The sequence below is a fragment of the Microcoleus sp. B3-D2 genome (assembly GCF_036705345.1).
Lineage (GTDB): Bacteria > Cyanobacteriota > Cyanobacteriia > Cyanobacteriales > Microcoleaceae > Microcoleus.
Map to the genome: position 1 here is coordinate 1 of NZ_JAUBUG010000060.1, position 15,833 is coordinate 15,833.

At 44.9% G+C, this 15,833-nt stretch carries 13 protein-coding genes; 5 read left to right on the forward strand and 8 right to left on the reverse strand.

The features are described 5' to 3' along the window. Nucleotides 1-759: 759 nt before the first annotated feature. The 3 genes from QUB14_RS21005 to QUB14_RS21015 form a co-directional block, all read right to left on the reverse strand. Complete coding sequence (locus tag QUB14_RS21005; protein WP_333218672.1) at nt 760-1,335, reverse strand: TIGR04376 family protein; 576 nt, start codon at nt 1,333-1,335, stop codon at nt 760-762. Nucleotides 1,336-1,663: 328 nt separating this feature from the next. Next, the gene (locus QUB14_RS21010) at nt 1,664-2,965 is read right to left on the reverse strand and encodes a hypothetical protein (RefSeq protein ID WP_333218673.1); all 1,302 of its coding nucleotides are present in this window, start codon (nt 2,963-2,965) and stop codon (nt 1,664-1,666) included. Between the two features lie 683 nt (nt 2,966-3,648). Further along, nucleotides 3,649-5,571 (reverse strand): ATP-binding cassette domain-containing protein, encoded by a 1,923-nt coding sequence (locus QUB14_RS21015; protein ID WP_333218674.1) that lies wholly within the window; start codon nt 5,569-5,571, stop codon nt 3,649-3,651. Between the two features lie 389 nt (nt 5,572-5,960). Between QUB14_RS21015 and QUB14_RS21020 the strand changes: the two genes are divergently transcribed. Together QUB14_RS21020 and QUB14_RS21025 are read left to right on the forward strand one after the other, a co-directional pair. Further along, nucleotides 5,961-7,175 (forward strand): Shedu immune nuclease family protein, encoded by a 1,215-nt coding sequence (locus QUB14_RS21020; protein ID WP_333218675.1) that lies wholly within the window; start codon nt 5,961-5,963, stop codon nt 7,173-7,175. A 620-nt stretch (nt 7,176-7,795) separates the two neighbouring features. Beyond that, entirely contained in the window at nt 7,796-8,812 is a 1,017-nt protein-coding gene (locus QUB14_RS21025) for a histone deacetylase (protein ID WP_333218677.1), read from the forward strand. A gap of 44 nt (nt 8,813-8,856) precedes the next feature. Here QUB14_RS21025 and QUB14_RS21030 read toward each other — a convergent pair whose 3' ends face one another. Next, nucleotides 8,857-9,012 carry a hypothetical protein gene (locus QUB14_RS21030; RefSeq protein WP_333218678.1) on the reverse strand — a complete coding sequence of 52 codons (156 nt, stop codon included), beginning with the start codon at nt 9,010-9,012 and terminating at the stop codon, nt 8,857-8,859. A gap of 619 nt (nt 9,013-9,631) precedes the next feature. On the opposite strand from QUB14_RS21030, the gene QUB14_RS21035 reads away from it, so the two are divergent. Next, nucleotides 9,632-10,003 carry a DUF4342 domain-containing protein gene (locus QUB14_RS21035; protein ID WP_333218679.1) on the forward strand — a complete coding sequence of 124 codons (372 nt, stop codon included), beginning with the start codon at nt 9,632-9,634 and terminating at the stop codon, nt 10,001-10,003. A gap of 86 nt (nt 10,004-10,089) precedes the next feature. Here QUB14_RS21035 and QUB14_RS21040 read toward each other — a convergent pair whose 3' ends face one another. The 3 genes from QUB14_RS21040 to QUB14_RS21050 all read right to left on the reverse strand — a co-directional run bounded on the left by QUB14_RS21040 (nt 10,090) and on the right by QUB14_RS21050 (nt 12,263). After that, nucleotides 10,090-11,421, reverse strand: a complete 1,332-nt coding sequence (locus tag QUB14_RS21040; protein WP_333218680.1) for a serine hydrolase — start codon at nt 11,419-11,421, stop codon at nt 10,090-10,092. Nucleotides 11,422-11,712: 291 nt separating this feature from the next. Then, entirely contained in the window at nt 11,713-12,045 is a 333-nt protein-coding gene (locus tag QUB14_RS21045; RefSeq protein ID WP_242718204.1) for a hypothetical protein, read from the reverse strand. Nucleotides 12,046-12,089: 44 nt separating this feature from the next. Further along, the gene (locus QUB14_RS21050; RefSeq protein WP_190659259.1) at nt 12,090-12,263 is read right to left on the reverse strand and encodes a hypothetical protein; all 174 of its coding nucleotides are present in this window, start codon (nt 12,261-12,263) and stop codon (nt 12,090-12,092) included. A 276-nt stretch (nt 12,264-12,539) separates the two neighbouring features. Between QUB14_RS21050 and QUB14_RS21055 the strand changes: the two genes are divergently transcribed. Then, a complete protein-coding gene (locus QUB14_RS21055) occupies nt 12,540-14,405 on the forward strand; it encodes an AAA-like domain-containing protein (protein WP_333218681.1) in 1,866 nt (621 codons plus the stop codon). A gap of 206 nt (nt 14,406-14,611) precedes the next feature. Then, the gene (locus QUB14_RS21060) at nt 14,612-14,899 is read left to right on the forward strand and encodes a S1 RNA-binding domain-containing protein (protein ID WP_333218682.1); all 288 of its coding nucleotides are present in this window, start codon (nt 14,612-14,614) and stop codon (nt 14,897-14,899) included. Between the two features lie 29 nt (nt 14,900-14,928). Here QUB14_RS21060 and QUB14_RS21065 read toward each other — a convergent pair whose 3' ends face one another. After that, nucleotides 14,929-15,675, reverse strand: a complete 747-nt coding sequence (locus QUB14_RS21065; RefSeq protein ID WP_333218683.1) for a 5-formyltetrahydrofolate cyclo-ligase — start codon at nt 15,673-15,675, stop codon at nt 14,929-14,931. Nucleotides 15,676-15,833: the final 158 nt, after the last annotated feature.

Consider the following 15,833-nt stretch of genomic DNA (forward strand, 5'->3'; position numbering starts at 1 on the left):
TCTTGCTTGTAGGAACAATTGCCATCGCTGCTCTGTCAGTCCTATTTATCATAACTGATTACCCGGACATGATATAACAGCTTAATCTTCACGGATATTATTCCAAAATATGACGTTGGGCGTTGCTGAATACAGGTATGAATTCAAGATTTCGCAATTGCTATGGGCACGCTTGATGGTGAGTTTTGTAAGATCAAGCGAAAAGTTTATTCATACCGTGAATCAGTAACGCCAAGCTATCTATCGGAGTGGCAGTTCTTAAACGAAATATCCGTTCGATTGAACCAAATATTGAGCCTAATTTAGTTAGTCCCAGAGGGTTTTGTCTCCCCAAGCGTTTGAGAATTACTTCTCATGTTTCCGTATGCCCTACGGTACGATCGTTTAAATTCCCAGAATTTACTTTTCTGGTTGGAGGTTACGTTAGTTAGCTAAGCTATATTTTTTGTGATGTTCGCCATCCACTAGCTATTATTATTTCCCGATTAGTCGTTTGAGCTTGGTATCTCATGTGGATGGGCGGTTATTCTACCTGGGGAATACTACTATTCTATATCCCCATGGGATAACGTGCGATGAAAACTGAGAGAATAAATGTTATAACAACCAAACAATTGAAAGAGAAGATCGCCAAAATGGCGGACGAAAAGGGAGTTCCTGTTTCTGAGTGGATTGACGACTATATTAAGGGAATTTCATCATCAAGCGGGATTAATTAAAGCCGTCCTAGGAGGGGGCTTTTACCCAAATTTCCGGTAACTATCGGCCTATATTCCGCTTCATTTGATCGAGTTCTTCGTCTGCTTCCCAGCGTTGAAACTTTTCTTCTAAAGGATCGGCCGCATTAAAACTGTTATAATTTGAACTCTGATTCCAACCCTTTGTATCCCAATTTGGCTCTGTTTTAGTGGTCGTGCGAGTTGCAGCTTCTGCGGCTTTTGCTCGGACTTCTTTTCGCCGTACTTGAATTTGGCGGTACAGTTCTTTTGCTTTTTCAATCCGTTCTTTGCAGCCTTGCATTTGACCCCAGCGCTGATTTCCCTGACGCAGCAAAGCGGCTTGCCGCTCTTGGGCGGCTTGAGCTAAATCGAGCCTTTGAGCAGCTTTAGCTTTGTTGATGCGATCGTTCCAACGCTGAATTTCTTGAGCGGCGGAGAGAATTTCGGCTTGCAGTTTTTTCTCTTGTTTTTGGATATCGAGAATCAGCCGCAGAGTGTCTTCTTCTTGTTCCTTCAGTTGTTCTTCTATTGCTTGCAATTCCAGATGGGGATTGCTACGCAAAAATTCTTCTAATCGGGTTTCTAGAAAGCGGTTGAAATCATCAAATAAGCCCATTTTTTATAATTCCTCAGTCATTAGTCCTGGGTCATTAGTCATTGGTCATTAGTTATTAGTCATTGGTTCTTAGTCACTGGAGATCGATTATTGATCCTGAGTTGTTAGTTATAGCAGAAGAAAGTTCGGCAACGAATTGGCTAACCGATTTAACGGATAGAAGCAAGAAGTAATAAGAGCAATGGTTTCAGCCATTAAGAACGTCTTGGCGGTTCTTATATTATAACTGTTTTCACTGCTCGTGATATACAGCCCGATCGCTGCCCATTACTGATTACCGATGACCTAACTCATAACTAATGACTGATGACTAATGACTGATAACTGATTAGAACTTTTGGCCGACAAAAACCGATCGCACATCTCCTCCCTTGCGGATAACGGCTTCTTGATTTTTGATTTCTGCCAGCGTCCAACCGCTAGCGCCAATGCTTTCGCCGACATAAATTCTGCGGGCTACGCCGTCTACTTCAAACAAAGCAGCCGATCGGTCGCCCAACTCCAAAATCCCTACCAGCGTGTGGGCGGAAGTCGGGGCGCTGCTGACGGCCGGTGCCGATTGCTCGGGCGCGGGCGCGGATTGCTGGGCTGCGGGCGCTGGTGCTGGTGCCGGTTCGGTTTCGCGAGCCAAAATCTTCGGCTGTGGAGACTCCGACGGGGAAGGGGAAGCGGCGAGGGGAGATCGAGTGCCGGCGGCGGCGATCGCTCGACCGGAGGCTGGAGCCGTTGGCGAGGGCGAAACTGCGGCGGTTTGAGGAGCAGCCGGAGCAGCCGGAGCAGCAGCTACCGGAGCAGCCGGAGCAGCCGGAGCAGCCGGAGCAGCAGCTACCGGAGCAGCCGGAGCAGCAGCTACCGGAGCAGCCGGAGCCACAGTCACCTGAGCGGGGGGAGGGATGACTACGATTTGGGGTGCAGGTGCCCCCGGCTGCGCGCCGGCTTGTTCTAGGGCATCAGCGATGCGGTTGACTGCTGTCGAAAGACCTGCGGTTGCCGGCGGCGCGCCGGAAATTGAAATGCTCGGCAGCGTCCCTGGAGTGGCAACTCCGGGAACTCCTGCAAGTTGCGGGTTGGCCAGGGGTGCTTTTTTTTGTTCGATCGCTTCTAGCGAACGCTGCACGTATTCGACAAACGGGGTGTCTGGTGCTGTTTTGCCACTTGCTACGGACCTCTCTGGTGCGGAGGCGGCGGGCAAGCGCACCAGTCCCGACCTGCTTGCGAGCCACAACCCCATGACTAGCAGGAGCGACCCAAAGGCTGCTCCGAGCAGGAGTCTGTCGAATGATTGTTTGGACTGCTGTTTTTTGGTTGTTTCTAGGGCGACTTGGCGGGCGATCGCTTCTACGTCTTTTTCGCCCCGCTGCGGCTGGGGGGATGCCAACTGCGACAAAACTATTTGAGGTACCGAGATCGACTTGAGCGCCACGAATTCAGGCTGCACTGGTTCCGATGGCAGTCCGTCGCTGCCGTCGAATGCTCGATCGACTCCTTCAAACAGTTCGTCCATCAACCGATCGGCGTAGGACTCTACTGCCACTGCTTCGGCTGGCACTGTTTCGACGGTCGCAACCACGGAGATCGGATCGGACGCTGATTCCAAAGACATCTGTTTGGCGATTACTTTTTGAGGCATAGTTTTCTCTGATTCGCGCTGCTCGACAACCCTGAGACTGTTAACTTTTGACTTCTACAGGATACTTGTGATGTTGACCCATTCTTGGCTCGGAACAGGTCAATTGTATCTCACTCATCACCATATTTTTAGTCCTCGGCCAACTTACTTTGTCCGATCGACTTTTTTTTTACCTGTTTTGGGCCTTTTAGTCCCTGTTTTCTGCTGCCAGTCTTATTTGCTTACGCTGACTTTTACTGCATATTCACTGCTTGTGTCAATCCCACCCTCCGGGTCTTCACAGTTTTTGACATACAGCTTTACTTGAGGCTCTCGCAAAAAAAGCGGGTTTTTTGGCGCTGTTTCCGATCGCCTTGCAGCTTTAACAAGGATTTCAGACTTTTACTCGTCTTAAGTTTGTTTGTCAGTTTGCTTGAGAGTAGTAACAAGCAACCGATTTTATAACTTTAATAGTACCATAGCTTCATCACACTTAGGTAATAAATTGTCAAAGGTTGCCAAATTGTCTGCTAAACAAGCATTATTCCTAATATTTTTTTACACTACTATTTATAATACAAAAAGAAAAAAATATTGAAATTTGTCAATATATATTCGTTTCAGCAGGAAAACTTTTCAGCCATAATTCCTCTAGCTCCTGTCATGGTGAGCAGGAGCTAAAGACAACACTCGGACAACCCAAATTAACCCACCCGTTCCGCCAATTCCAACCAGCGCTCAGTCGCCCGATCGATCTGCTGCGTCAACTGAGCCAAACGATCCGATAACTTCTTCACCTCGGCAAACCCGCTGGGAGCATTGTTAGACAACCTCTTTTCAATCTCTTGTTTCTCTGCTTCCATCTGTGGAATTTGACTTTCTAATTGTTCGTATTCCCGCTTCTCATTAAAGGAAACTTTGGTAGATTTTTGAGTGGAAGTTTGGGTTTTAGAATTATTAGATTCAGCGGTGCGTGTAAGTTTTTCTTTTTCTTTTTGGCCTTTGATTTCTTTGGCTTCTTCGGCTTTCTTGTAGTCTAAATACACCGAATAATTGCCGGGATACAAACGCAAATTGCCGCCCGGTTCTAGGGCGAAAACCATGTCGATCGTGCGATCGAGAAAATAGCGATCGTGGGACACCACAATCACGCAGCCGTTAAAATCTTCGAGATAATCCTCCAAAACCGCCAAGGTCTGCACGTCCAGGTCGTTTGTCGGTTCGTCCAAAATCAGCACGTTCGGCGCACTCATCAGCACTTTCAACAAAAATAATCGGCGCTTTTCCCCGCCGGAAAGTTTGTTAATCGGTGCATACTGTTGATTGGGTGGAAACAGAAACTTTTCCAACATTTGAGAAGCGGTAATGATTTCCCCATCCGCCGTTTGCACCAATTCCGCCACACTTTTCAAGTATTCAATAACTCGCTGGTCTTCGTTCGGGGTCAAATCCTCTGAATGCTGGTCAAAATAACCGATATGAATGGTTGTGCCAATTTCGACTGTACCCGAATCCGGCTGAATGCGTCCGGTGATGATATCCATCAGCGTCGATTTTCCCGCACCGTTGCTGCCAATAATTCCAATCCGGTCTTCGGGTGTGAAATTGTATGTAAAATCTTTAATTAAAGTGCGATCGCCATAGGCTTTACAGATATTCAATAACTCAATCACCTTCTTGCCAATCCGGCGGCCCGCTGTGGCAATTTCGACTTTGCCGTTGGCTGTTTTGAACTCCTGGGCTCGCATATCTTTAATGCGATCGATCCGAGCTTTTTGCTTGGTACTCCGCGCTTTCGGCCCGCGTTTGAGCCATTCCAATTCGCGCCGCAATACACCCGCGTGTTTGCGAACAGTGCTGGCGGCGGATTCTTCAGCTAAGGCTTTTTTCTCCAAGTAATAAGCGTAATTGCCAGCATAATTGTAAAGGTCGCCGCGATCGATCTCCAGGATGCGATTGGTAACGCGATCGAGAAAATAGCGATCGTGCGTAATCAGCAGCAAAGCACCGCGATAGCCGTTCAAATAGTTCTGCAACCACTCCACAGACAGCGCATCCAAGTGGTTTGTCGGTTCATCCATCAGCAACACATCGGGCTCGGACAACAAAGCCGTTGCTAAGGCAATTCGCTTGCGGTAGCCGCCGGACAAGTCGGCAATTTTCGCATCAAAATCCTCAATCCCCAACTTGGTCAAAATCAATTTCGCCTTGGTTTCCAAGTCCCACGCATCCACCTCATCAATGCGTTCAGACACCGCAGACAGACGCGCCATCAACTTGTCTGTATCGCCTTTGCCGTGGGACAGTTGAGCGGAAATTTCCTCGTATTCTCGCACTAAAGCCATTTGTTCGCCACTGTCGGCAAATACTTGCTCTAAGACTGTGTGATTTTCGTCTAAATCCGGCTGTTGGGGGAGATAGACAATTGTAGACCCTGGATTGACCCAGCGATCGCCAGAGTCGATCGACTCCATACCGGCAATCATTTTCAGCAGGGTGGATTTCCCGGAACCGTTAGTGCCGATGAGTCCGACTTTATCGCCTTCATCGAGGCTGAAACTGGCATCTGTCAAGAGTTCCTTGATGCCGAAGTCTTTTTTGATCGATCGCAGAGTAAAAATAGTCATCTGTATATACAATTATTCACCTAACTTAGTGTAGCGCTGATGGTGATTTAAGCTTATGTATGCTAGTGGCGATGATTTATGTGCTGATTGCTGCTGTGGAACTGCTGCGGGTGAGGGAATTTGGGGCGGCGAGTAGAATTTGGGCTGTTGTTAGGTGCGTGCCATGAGGGTGCTAATGTCGATCGATTGGGGTGTTGTGATGGGCGATCGGTATAACTATACTTGTTCTCCAGCCTCAAGGGCAGGCAGATACAATGCTATAGTTGATTATATGTGATAAAAGCCACTCGTGGGGTTGCAAAGGTGATCTGCCGCCACTGGCTTTTGCTGTTAGCTAGCCTTACCTCTATAGCTTTGTATAATCTCCCTAAAGGTGAATATCCTAATTCATGACAAATATTGTTGATCCTAAGTGGACATTTGAAGAGGCTTTGAATGAGGCATGGAAGAATTATTCAGGCGGGATATACAGTGCTGCTGGTAGAGTGAGGATTCTTACACAGTGGGGTAATGTAGTTGGTCGTCAAAGAGCAATTAGTGAATTAGAGTCAGTCCTTGGAAAATATAGCAGTTCCAAAGAAGCTGCTGAAGCTATGGGGCTGTCTGTATCTACGCTTCAAAAGTTAAAAAAGTTGTACAAGGCGATGCCTATAGTCACGCCCTTTTCATCGGAATTAAATGGTCAGGTTGAACAATTAGAGCAAATATCAGAAAAGTTACACGATGTCTCTACTGATAGAGCCCTAGCACACTTTTTAGAGCGAGCGCGCAAAGAAGGAGTTGATCCACTCTCAAAATTATTGAGATATCTAGTAGACGAAGATATATCATTAGCTATCGACGAAAGCACTCTCCGGAAACTTTTAGAACTCAGCCATAAAGCAGGAATTGACCTAATTGCTAGATTGATCGACTGGATAACGCCTTCTACTAAAGCCGAAGATGTTGTTGACATTATTGAAAAGCTTCTTAAAGTAGATGATATTCAAAAGCTTAGTGCAGCAGTTGGTTTGAGCAACTTGAAAAGTGTTCTTTCACTTTGGAAAAATAATTACAAGAATGATAAGGAAGAATTTTGGCAAGGAGTATTAGCGGAAAATTCATTTATATTTGCTCAAATATTCTCATTTCCAGTCATTTTTATTAAAAATAAAGCCTACGTCGGGGGCAAAGATATAAGCAATAAAGGTGGAAATATAATTGATTTTTTATGCACGAACCATTCGACTAAAAATGTGGCTCTCATAGAAATCAAAACTCCCGTAACAAAGCTTTTAGGTGGACTATACAGAGGTGACGTTTACAACATTTCAAATGATTTGTCAGGCTCAGTCATACAGATTATAAACTACAAAAATTCCTTATTGCATAATTATAAGGTGCTGGCAAACTCAGAAGAAGAAGAGGAGAAATTTGAAGCTTTCGACCCAAAATGTATAATTATTATTGGTAACATCCATCATGAATTAGTCAATAAAAGACAAAGGAAGTCCTTAGAATTGTTTAGAATGGGTTTGAAGGATGTCCAAGTCATCACTTATGATGAGCTATTTGGAAAGGTTGAATTCCTTGTAAATCTTTTAGAAGGCTATGTCGTTGAGTAGCAACGGCTAGCTAATACTACGCTGGTGCGGGCGATACGAAGCTCGTTTGAAACCTTTTACCTATTGAGTATTAGCCAGTTCGTTCCATCTGTGTTCGCCTATTTAACGAACCGTAAAAGAAATTTCTTTTATTCCCGCGCTCAGTGTGGTTTGTGTTTTTATATTTCAAATTTTATTTGGTTAAGTGACTATCATAAACCCATTGTTAGAGACCCAAACGCTCAATATGAAGCAAGCCCTTATCTGCATCAGTGCAAGGATTTCCGTTATCTGTGAGAGCCGGAATTTATTTGCGGCTGCTCAACGCGATCGCACGCACACCCATTACCCAATTCCCATCCCATGTTCGTCGCGGTTCCAACTGGATTCGCCGTCAATAAATTCTCTCTACCGCTCAAACTATTTATGTCAAATAACCGCGATCGCGCTTCCTTAATCGATCGCTCTTTTTATTTCAACAACTGCTTCTCCCGTTTGACCCATTGCGCGATCGGGTATTTATAAGAAGTTGTAGTGAGTTTTGTTCTCCCCACGAGCGAGGGGGTAGCTAACCCGGATTTGATATGATGCTTGAATTCCTTGGAAGCAGTGTATTTGCTCGTTACGGATGAAATAAAGCCATGCGATTTGCCACCTATCTGCACCCACAAACATTTTGTACTTCCAAACTCATTCAAGAAATTTCTTTTACGGGCTATTCTTTTACTTACTACAACCAAGTTAGACAGACTCTTAAAAAATCTCTGAAAAACTATCCTGCATTACCCTTAAGAAAAGCTAGGATAAGTGATTATCTTAGGGTTCACAGTCGCGAATATCTTCAAAAGATTATATTGCAAGCCCTCGATCGACCTCTGGATGAAATCAGCATATCCTTACCAGAATTGAGTATTGAATGTCAAGGCTTGGAGTATTGTTTGCCCGGTTATCTCTACGGTTTGGGAGGAATGATGGAAGCGATCGACCAAATGAAACAGGGAAACCTAGAACGCGCTTACTGCTTCAGTATGGTTGGGCATCACGCTCATATTAATTGGGGACACGGTTACTGTCTCTTAAATCCTCTTGCTGCTGCTGCTCGATATGCTCAAGCCCAAGGATTTGAAAAAGTATTGATTGTTGACTGGGATATTCATCATGGCGATGGAACTCAGTCAATCTTTATCAACGATCCCAGCATCTATTGTATTAGCATTCATAGTGGCGTCGATCTCTACATGGCTAAAGCATCAGACTTGAAGGTTGGAACAACAACTGTTGCCGAAGCTGTGGGACACTGTAACATCCCGATCGTTAGTGAATCTTTTCCTGTTAAAGTTTTGGAGTCAGAGGGTATAACGGGCAGATTCTACTGCGGGCATCAGAGTATCAGCACTTTTGAGGAAGCTCTAGAAGACCTTCCCTGGCAACCTGACTTAGTTGCTATTTTTTCGGGTTATGATTCACACAGAGATGATTGTGGAAAGGGAATCACAGATTGGACAAATGCTGATTTCTGTAAACTGACGGAAATTGTATTAGATTTTGCTAAGAGATGTGGATGTCAAGTTCTCTCTACTCACGGAGGTGGCTACAGATTACCAGTTACAGTTGCAGCCGCTACTGCTCACGTCAGAACTTTAGCAACCTATGTTTAGTTTTCTGCTGTGTGACAACCCGCTTGATCACGAAGTGTAAAGCTTTAAACCCGTAAAACCAAACTCGGCCTGACTCCACGATCGCTCCGGGTGTCAGTGTCATGCCCGTAAATTGCCGAAACAGTCTGCTGCGAATAACTGTGGCTGTTGAACCCACACTCGAAGGCAATGTCCATAATCGATCTCGAAAGTTTCAACAATTGCTTTGCCCGTTTTACCCGTTGGGCGATCGGGTATTTGTAGGGGGATGTGCCGACTCCTTAAATAGATGGCTGAAATGAAATTGACTCGTATCCAGCAATGGAGGTAAATCTGCAAATTTAATATCTGGATTCAGATGTTAGTTGATGTACTCGGTTTGAGTTTCTGATTTTATGGTGCTCCGCCAATGCGATGCTATCTCTGGGGTGCTTTTGGGAACTGGCATTGCAAGACATAGGTCGATTGTGCCTAGATAGCAATCACTTTTGAAGTCATTCTAGAAATATAAAGTTTTAATTTTAATAATTTTCCCTGACTTTAGTTCACTTGGTGTCCAAATTAAAGATTCAACACACAGTCGCCACCAAGACCCGGACTAGCAGTACGCACCTTACTTGTATCTAGAGAGGGGTTGTTTCAAAAATATTTTCTCTACCTTTAGAAATAGATAAACCCGCCCCGATCTAACCAGAAAAAAATAATGTTTTGAGTAAAAAGGCAGGGGTGGAAAGTACGAATGCAGATTGTAGGGTTTCCTTGCCTGTCATTCCCAAGTGCGATCGCCGAAGATAAGAGTATAGAAATTAAACGGCTGGTTTTCACCCGCCCTTACACAAAATGAACTTACAAAAAGAACCACAAGTAACAATTCTACAAGACGAAACAGCAGCGGCAGGAAATTCAGCCAACCCAACAGTTGAAACTCCTTTATACGCCTCAGAATTTGCAACAGAGGAAAAAGTCAGAGTGGAAGAATTTAAGATTAGCGGCGACAGCCTAATTGGTAAAGTAAAAGAACTAATTCAGCAAGGAAAACTCCGCCGCCTCGTCATTAAAAACTCGCAAGGGCGGACTTTGGCAGACATTCCGCTGATGGCGGGATTGGTGGGCGGCGTTGCAGGCGCAGTAGTCTTTCCAATTGCTGCTGTACTTGCTACAGTAGGGGCAGTTGTGGCTCATTTGACTGTAGCCATCGAGCGCAAAGAATAGTCATTACTCATTAAAAATCTTCTCTTCAAGTCCGCGAAGGCGGACTTTGTTTGTTTAGGAGCAATTTTAATCACCGAATTGTCTGATCAACGCAAATTGTCTGGTAGTTTCGCCGCAGGTTGGTCTAAATAATTGTAAACAATCCGCGAAATCCGACGCACAAAATCTCTCACAATCGGGTCATTGTAAGGACGTTTGACAAATATTGCCGCTAAATAACGCTTGCCGTTGGGCATATCAATAATTCCAGCATCGCCAACTACAAAACCGATATCTCCGGTTTTGTCAGCAATCACTGCTCCCGGCCCCAAACCGGAGGGCAACAACGTTCTAGTTGTTGTGTGCCGCAGTAATTCTAAAGCTTGTTCCCGACTCGATTCAGAAACTAATTTATCACGAGACAGCATCGCCAGCAACTTTACCATATCCACAGAACTTGTGGTATTTGTTCCTTGAAAATCGCCCAGCCAATTGCGAATTCTGGTATCAGTTAATCCCCAACTGCGAAAACGCTCGTTGAGTTTAGCAATTCCCCCCAAACGTTCAATAATCATGTTGGTGGCTGTATTGTCGCTGATGGTAATCATTTTATCTACGGTTTCTCTGATGCTAAACCGAGTTCCATCTGGTTCGTCTTGCATAGTGCCAGAACCGCTGGCAACTAACTCGGACTTCATGACTAATGTTTCGTCTAGGCTAACTTTGCCTGCGTCTACATCTTGATAAAAAGCAATCAGAATTGGTAATTTGATGGTACTCGCGGCCGGAAATACTCGATCGCCTTTGATATCTAAATAGTTGCCTGTATCTAAATCCAGAAAAAACATTCCGGCGCTCAGGGATCTATACTGTTCGATCGCACTTTCGATTTGAGGCTTGATGGCTGTCATTTCCGAGCCGGTTGACATCACCAAATCAGTGGAATAGTTTCTCTGATTTCCCGGTGAAACAGTAGGCGTAACTTGACCTGCTGCTTGTTCTATCCGAGTAATAGCTGTAGGTATAAAAGACTCGTTCCCCGCTATTTGCTCGGGATTTGGCAACTGAAACGACCAGCGAGTGGCAGATTCTCTAATGACTCGGACTTTTTGCGGGTCTAACTTATAACCGGGAGTTAATTGTATCACTAACCTGGTAGTTCCGCTGTCAAACTGCCCGACTCTAATTTGTTGAATAGCTGAGTTGTAACTTTGAGGACTTTCGGGATACTCCAAGACTATTCCCGGTAAGTCAATTACTAAGCGGGTGGGATTGGCGATTAGTTTGACTTCCGGCTGAACTCCTGAATCTGTGGTTAAATTGAGCTGATTTCCCCTGGGATCGAAGTGCCAAGATGTTAGTGTATCAGCTTTTGCGGGCAGGGCGATCGAGAAAAGACTAAGGGCGGCCGGCAACAGCCATCGCAGTTTTAGAGTCATGTTTGAAGAGAAAGAGTTTAACGGCTGCAGCAAGAAAGCGACTGGAAAAACGTTATCAACCGCTTTCGAGACGAAGCACCTAGCATCATACAGTCAACTCTTGCCCGCAGCCGTAATATTTTTATTTTCTTTGGGAGTATTCCCTTTCCGGCACTCCTATCAAATCCGGTTCTATTACCCCTTTTTGTTCCAGTATCGCGCAGGCCGACAAAACTTTGTACACTGGCGGATTCTCTTGGCAGAATTCTTGTTTTGCAGGCACAAATTTTATTCGCCTGAGATGACTTCAAGTTAGGCGACTTCTCGATTTCTAGCATCTTCGAGCGAGTCGATCGCAGCTTTGAGAAAAACTTTTCCTTTCGCAACGAATCGGCGATCGCTCAAAGGATCGTAAGCTTCCCAATTACCGCTAACTTCGCGATCGCGCCACAAAAACCAGCAGCGGTAGATTTCCCCGCTATCTATATCATCGCACAAAGCCAGCCAATCATCCCCCGTGAGAGCGCTAGCATCTAATGCTACCAATTCCATCCATGCAAGGGCTGTGCAGGCATCGATCGCCTCAGCATCAACGGAGTCAGATTTGGTAGCTATAGGTTGTGGCGAACACAGTGTAGACTTCATAATTTCTCCTTAATTCAATTAAATCAATCAATCAATGAATTGCCCTATTTATGCAACTGACCCGGTACACCAAGTGGAAAAATTGTGTTTTGATAAATTTCTGGTTGGTCAAATTTACCAGCGGCTGATGCTTCTGTTAAATTATTAAGTGTATTAATTGTGAAAATGGCGGCGGTTCCCAAAGCGGCCATTGCCAGTCTGTGTAAGATTTTGCTCATTTGGCTGCTCCTTTTTTGCTTGGTGTATCTACTCTAAAAAGTTAAGCGGTGATTAGCGGCGGAGATTGGGGAGTTAAGAAAAACTTTTTCTCCTCAAATATATTCAACTGTTGAAGCCGTTATCAGGACAGAGTTTGAGGAGTCGATCGCCCAAAAAACCTCTGACCGTAAAATTTCTTAAATTCCGCCTCGCGGACTATCTCCCTTAAAATCCCCCAAAATAGGAACTTAAGGCGTTAAAATTTCTAGATTCGTTCCCCTTTCACTGCAAGCGAAGTGCTCAAGTCAAAACGCGATCGCGGTCGCATTCTCACTGCCTCTGGCTTAAAGAAACTTAACGAGGCGCTCCAAGAATGGTCTGACCGAAATAACATTAGAGGTACTCTGACTGAAATCGAGGCTGAGTCTGGCGTCGGCGCCGATACAGTCAGCAAAATTAAGCAGGGTAGAGAAGGTGCGGATTTGAGTAAAATTCGCCAGTTGTTCGCGGCTTTTGAAATGACTCTGGCTGCTAGCGACCACCGATCGGCTAAACTTGAGGAACCGGAAAATTTAGACGAGCTGGAAAATTCGCCGCCAGCGGAAGATACAGCCAGCAGCAGAATTGTTAAAGTATTTGTCAGTTATCGCAGCGCTGAACCAGATCGCGAGTTAGGAAAACAGTTAGAAACGGCCTTAAGCGCGATCGGTCATACAGTTTTTACAGCAGAAAATAACATTAGATTAGGAGATAATTGGTTCGACCGCATTAATTTCTTCCTCCAAGAATGCGATTATTTGCTGATACTTTTGCCACCAACGGGAAACCAAAGCGAACTGCTAACATATCAAGTTCAGCAAGCAAAAGAACTGCAAGACTCCCGCCCTGACAGAAAACCAATAATTCTCCCCATCCGCGTCGGTTTTCCCCTGAACGCGCCTCTAAATCACGACTTGCGGGGCTATCTGTACCGCATCAAACAGAGGGAATGGAAAACCAGCGCCGACACTCCAATTATTATCGAAGAGGTTCTGAATTTACTAGCAGAACAACCCGCACCCGTCATAGAAGAAACGGAAGATTTAACACAAAAACAGCTATTAGAAATTAGCAGCGACGAAATACCTCTACCCGCCGCCGAACCTGAATTACCGGGAGGACAAGTCGATGTCGCTTCTCAATTTTATGTAGAACGCCCGCCCATCGAAGAACGCTGCTATCAAACTATTGTGCAGCCCAGCGCGTTAATTAGAATCAAAGCACCAAGACAAATGGGCAAAACTTCCTTGATGGCAAGAATTTTGCATCACGGAGCTCGTCAAGGCTATTGCACCGTGCCGCTAACTTTTCAGTTAGTAGATAAAGGCGTATTTGCCAACTTAGATAAATTCTTAAAGTGGTTTTGTGCTTACGTCGGCCGCGAGTTGCACTTACCCAATCAATTAGACGATTATTGGGACGAAATTTTCGGCAGCAAAGTCAACTGCAAAGACTACTTTGAAAAATACATTTTACCGCAAATCGACAGTCCTTTAATTTTAGGATTAGACGAGATCGATCGCGTTTTTCAATATCCCGACATTGCCGAAGACTTTTTAGGACTGCTGCGGGCGTGGCATGAAGAATCGAAGCGGCGCGACATCTGGAAAAAACTGCGATTAATTGTAGTTCACTCCACCGAAGTTTACATCCCGATGAACATCAATCAATCGCCTTTCAACGTCGGATTGCCCGTCGATTTACCGGAATTCAACCATCAGCAAGTACAAGAGTTAGCAGCGCGGCACAACTTGAATTGGTCGGAGGCAGAAGTTGAGGAATTGATGGCAGTTGTCGGCGGACATCCGTATTTAGTGCGAGTTGCATTATATCACATTTCGCGCTCGGGTTTGACACTCGATGAATTAAAAGAAACTGCGATCGCAGATGCGGGAATTTACAGCGACCATTTGCGCCGGCAGTTGTGGAATTTGGAAGAATATCCTGAGTTAGCGCAGGGGATGAGAGAGATTGTGACTGCGGATTGTCCGGTGCCATTAAAGGCGATGCAGGCTTTTAAGTTGGACAGTTTGGGGTTGGTGAGATTGCAGGGGAACGAGTGCGTGCCGAGGTGCGAACTGTACCGACAATATTTTCGATCGCACTTGAGCGCGATCGTGTAAAATTTTGTGCGTAAGTGCGGTAAGTAATAATCAGGTGAATGATACCGATGAACGATATTTTTTTGATAACATCCGATAATTGGCTAGATTGGATAACCGTGTTTGGTTATCTAGCCTTTACAGCTTTCATTGCATGGCGCGTGTTCACAACAAAGTAGATATTAAGAGATGTTTTAATAATGCAACTATGAGGCTTGCAAAATAAAATGATTAACGAACAATCATGGGAAGAAATAAAAGAGTCTCTAAAAGTTGGAACTAAATTGAAAGGAGTAGTCACCCAGCATTTTCCTTTTGGGATATTCGCTGCCCTTCCAGGGATAAAGTTTACGGGTATTGTTCAAATCCCCGATTTCACAGATGAAGGTAATATGACTCCATCTGATTATCCAGCAGTTGGCTCATCAGTTGATGTAGTGGTGCTTGCATTCAAGGAAACAGGACAACAAATTTGGTTAGGGATGAAGCCAAGCCAGTTGAATCAGTCAAAATAATTGGGAGTGATAAATTGAAAGAACTATATCTAGTCTTGCTCTCTCAACTTTCGCAAAATTGGAATTTGTTCCAACTGTTCCGGCCGTATACTATCCCAGTTTAACCCAATAGGACGCGGATAACTTGTATTAGTCTCAATTACCTCCTGGGCAGTAACAATCCAATTCAGCGCCCAATCGTGAGCCTGCATTGGTAAACGCGAATCTTCGACTATTTGCAAAGGATGCACTGTTGTTACAATTGGCGTATCGATTTGTACTAACCCGAATTCCTTCAACATAGCCAATTCCAAATCGGCAAATCCTGCACCTTTCCCGGTTCTTCCACCGTTGGGCGCCGCCGCTACGCAGCCGACTATTACTAAATCAATCGGCTCCATTTCTGCAAAACTTACCAATTTTCCGCAAGCGAGTGCTTTGCGGGCGATCGCACTTTCGGCAATTGATATATTTTGCCGCTGCAAATCTTCAGCAGTTAACTCTACAAAACAGCGCTCGTCTGTCAATCGCGGTACTGCCATATACAGGCGTTTTCCATCTTGCAAAGCTCGCATCCGCACCGGAATTTGTGGCGAATCTGGATTGCACTTAATCGTTTTTGCTTGTTGCCATATTGGTAACTTTGCCAATCTTTCTGCCGCCACCTGTGCACCGACAAAGTTGGGGATATGACCAAACGGATCGCCAATAGATGCGGCTTGATGCTTCAGCCAAAACCAAATTTCAGCTCTTAACTTGTCTTTGTCGTCGTTATATCCTGTCCAATCAGTTTTCATACTGTATTGTGTTACAATTTATCATACATAATTATGCTTTAATACCGCCTCACTTCTTCAGTCCGCGAAGGCGGACTTTGTTTGACTCTTGAGCGGTTTCAACCGCCGAATAACTGTATTGTGTTACAATTTATCATACATAATTATGCTTTAATACC

Bases quoted from the DNA above. Each gene is read 5' to 3' on its own strand.
- QUB14_RS21050 (WP_190659259.1), bottom strand. From the start codon at position 12,263: ATGAGCAAAATCTTACACAGACTGGCAATGGCCGCTTTGGGAACCGCC.
- QUB14_RS21020 (WP_333218675.1), top strand. From the start codon at position 5,961: ATGACAAATATTGTTGATCCTAAGTGGACATTTGAAGAGGCTTTGAAT.
- QUB14_RS21035 (WP_333218679.1), top strand. From the start codon at position 9,632: ATGAACTTACAAAAAGAACCACAAGTAACAATTCTACAAGACGAAACA.
- QUB14_RS21040 (WP_333218680.1), bottom strand. From the start codon at position 11,421: ATGACTCTAAAACTGCGATGGCTGTTGCCGGCCGCCCTTAGTCTTTTC.
- QUB14_RS21065 (WP_333218683.1), bottom strand. From the start codon at position 15,675: ATGAAAACTGATTGGACAGGATATAACGACGACAAAGACAAGTTAAGA.
- QUB14_RS21025 (WP_333218677.1), top strand. From the start codon at position 7,796: ATGCGATTTGCCACCTATCTGCACCCACAAACATTTTGTACTTCCAAA.
- QUB14_RS21015 (WP_333218674.1), bottom strand. From the start codon at position 5,571: ATGACTATTTTTACTCTGCGATCGATCAAAAAAGACTTCGGCATCAAG.
- QUB14_RS21005 (WP_333218672.1), bottom strand. From the start codon at position 1,335: ATGGGCTTATTTGATGATTTCAACCGCTTTCTAGAAACCCGATTAGAA.
- QUB14_RS21045 (WP_242718204.1), bottom strand. From the start codon at position 12,045: ATGAAGTCTACACTGTGTTCGCCACAACCTATAGCTACCAAATCTGAC.
- QUB14_RS21060 (WP_333218682.1), top strand. From the start codon at position 14,612: ATGATTAACGAACAATCATGGGAAGAAATAAAAGAGTCTCTAAAAGTT.
- QUB14_RS21010 (WP_333218673.1), bottom strand. From the start codon at position 2,965: ATGCCTCAAAAAGTAATCGCCAAACAGATGTCTTTGGAATCAGCGTCC.